This window comes from uncultured Brachyspira sp. (genome assembly GCF_944390595.1).
Taxonomy (GTDB): Bacteria; Spirochaetota; Brachyspiria; order Brachyspirales; family Brachyspiraceae; genus Brachyspira.
On sequence record NZ_CALXRN010000207.1, the window covers coordinates 1 to 2,670 of the forward strand.

A 2,670-nucleotide genomic window follows, 5' to 3' on the forward strand; every position below is an offset into this window, starting at 1 on the left:
TGACTAGCAATTTCTTTAGCCTTATCAGAATGATATTGTCTAATCTTAGGATAAAAATAATCATAAAAATCGGCTCTGATAACAGTCTCATCATCTGTGGTTTTAAAAAATGTATAATCTTTAACATAAGAACCCAGTATAGTATCTAATTCATTATTATTAGATATAGCATTATATATATCATACATTAATTTTAATGGTCTATAGTTATTTTTATCAAATTTTGGCTCTATGTTGTTTATAAAATACAATCTTTGATCTTCTATAACTCTCTGGAACAATTGATAAGGATGGTTGTCGATCACGATAATTTTATGGATTTTTCTAGTTTGGTTGTGTATTTGTTGTTTTGCTGTACCCCATCTTAGATTCTCTAATCTATTGTCGTGCCTAACTCTATTTATATGATCAACCGTCATTCCTTCTTCAAAACTGTCTAATAAAAATGTTTGAGCTACAATTTGTTGTCTACTAAAAGTTCTAGCAACACCATCATTATCTTTTATAGTATTAGTTATATAACCAAAATTGTTTTTTATATCTACTAATTTTTCACGACGGTAGTATAAGTTGCCGTCTGTATCTACATAATAATCTTTCTTTGAAAAATCATAAATTTGTTTTATTTTCCTATTTACATCAAATCGCATAAGTTTAGTAATTCTTCTAACTTCGTACTCCATTTTAAAAAACTCTCCTTAAATTAAATTTGTTCTACTTTTACAATGTAATCGCCATCATATTTGTGGTAAACTTCAAATCCTATTTGTTTCAAAAATATATTTATAGTGTTTATATTTTTAAAAACTTCATTTTTTATACTGTATTTCTCTACACAGTATTTCTTTAATTCTTTTTTTACGTATTTCTTGTTTAAAAACATCTTCTCAAAATCAGAAACATCCATAGATTCTGTTGACACATTCTCTGCTATGTTTTTTGCTTTATCATAATAATATCTTCTTACTTTATCGTAAAAATGATCATAAAATCTTTCTCTTATTAAGATGTCATCATCAGAGTATTTAAAATGAGTATATCCCTCAAGGTATCCTTTTAGGATTTCATCTTCACACATATTGCTCTCTGCAGAGTTATACAGCTTATACATCAGATCTAAAAAAATATAATTCCCTTTATCGAACTTCGGTGTTATATTGTTAATAAAATAATCTCTCTGGTCGTTGACATTGTGCATAAATTTAGAATTAACTCTTAAATTTATTTTATCTGAATGAATTTTTCCGTATATAAAATTATAATTGCCTTCATTTTTGAGCCACAATTGAAGAAAACTCTTTGATATGTTCGATTTAATTCCCATTAGAATGTTTTTTATTATGTCTGTCAAAGAATTATTAGCAACTGTTCTACCTGCGTACTCATTTATTTTGAATTCGAATTTATATCCATCTATGTCTTTAGCATACCAACTTCTTATTATAGTTCCAGTGCTGTTATTATTCCTATTTCTAGCAAAAAATTGAGGTATAGCATTTATTGTGTCAAAAAACCTTAATATACATACCCCATGATATTCGTCTCTTATTGAAACCCCTGTAGTTAAGCTAGAAGTGCAGAAAAGTATATCGAAGTCTTCACTAAAACGTTCATTTATAATTTTAACTTCTTTTACTTCACTATTGTAATTTAGTACTTTCAAACCATGGAGTTTTAATTCTTCAGATAATCTCATACATTCTCTTTTATTGTTATACATAACAACGAGTTTCCCATGTTCTCTATACAAACTCATAACACAACCTAAGATGTTCTCTAATTCGTAACTTGCTATCGTATCTAAATATATTGTGCGATTGTATTCTGGAATAAGATTTGTTTCAATAATTTTTAAGTCAAGTAAAATATCTAACCCTAAAGGTGTAGCCGTCATTCCTATTATTTTTCTGAATTTCTTGTTCCTAATGTCACTTATAAGTTTTTCTGTTTTGCATAATTCATTGTATTCAATTAACTTATGACATTCGTCTATATACACTGGTATATTAAGAAACAATTCGTGGTTTTCTGAAAATGTTTTTAATGATATTATAATGGAATGTTTATTCATTATTGTTGACATAATGTCTGCCAATATATTATGTGAAGTGTCTGAATTTATAGCAACTATATTAGTATTTTTTTCTTGTAACTGCATTGCAAGCTCATTTAATGGTGAAACTATAATGCATGGTTCTTTTATTGATTCTATGTGAGATATTAAAGCTGTTGATTTTCCTGTACCTGTAGGAGATGAAATTATACACGACTCATCTACGTCGAAAATATTTTTGTTTAAATAATTAGTCATTTTTTATCAACTCAGCTTTAAAATGATATTTTTCATTTTCTATTTCAACAATTTCTTCATTTTTAAAATCGTATGTTAAATCATAATAATAGCTTGGATCACCTGTCTCATCCCATAATAAAATCAATTTGTTAATTACATCGCTTTTATTCATATTGTTTCTGTCACATATATTGTCCAATAGACATACGATTTCATTTTTTATAGTAAAGTTACATTTTTTCATTAAAGTACTCCTTTTCAACATATATAATTTTATATTTTTTATTGGTATTCCTATCTGTAATATATGAAAATAATATCGGAGACTTACTTTTAATAATACTGGACAGATTATGTACGTCACAAAACGCTTTTAT

General features: G+C 26.8%; 3 protein-coding genes. All 3 read right to left on the bottom strand.

From position 1 onward, the window contains the following. The coding region (locus Q0J90_RS12480; RefSeq protein WP_297278222.1) for an HNH endonuclease at positions 1-683 on the bottom strand (683 nt) is incomplete at its 3' end. 20 nt (positions 684-703) lie between these two features. Beyond that, complete coding sequence (locus tag Q0J90_RS12485) at positions 704-2,311, bottom strand: DEAD/DEAH box helicase (RefSeq protein WP_297278223.1); 1,608 nt, start codon at positions 2,309-2,311, stop codon at positions 704-706. Further along, on the bottom strand, positions 2,304-2,537 hold the full coding sequence (locus Q0J90_RS12490) for a hypothetical protein (RefSeq protein WP_297278224.1): 234 nt from the start codon (positions 2,535-2,537) through the stop codon (positions 2,304-2,306). Before Q0J90_RS12490 ends, Q0J90_RS12485 begins: the two co-directional genes overlap by 8 nt. Positions 2,538-2,670: the final 133 nt, after the last annotated feature.

Excerpts from the sequence above, each read along its gene's own strand:
- Q0J90_RS12490 (WP_297278224.1), bottom strand. The coding sequence starts at position 2,537 with ATGAAAAAATGTAACTTTACTATAAAAAATGAAATCGTATGTCTATTG.
- Q0J90_RS12485 (WP_297278223.1), bottom strand. The coding sequence starts at position 2,311 with ATGACTAATTATTTAAACAAAAATATTTTCGACGTAGATGAGTCGTGT.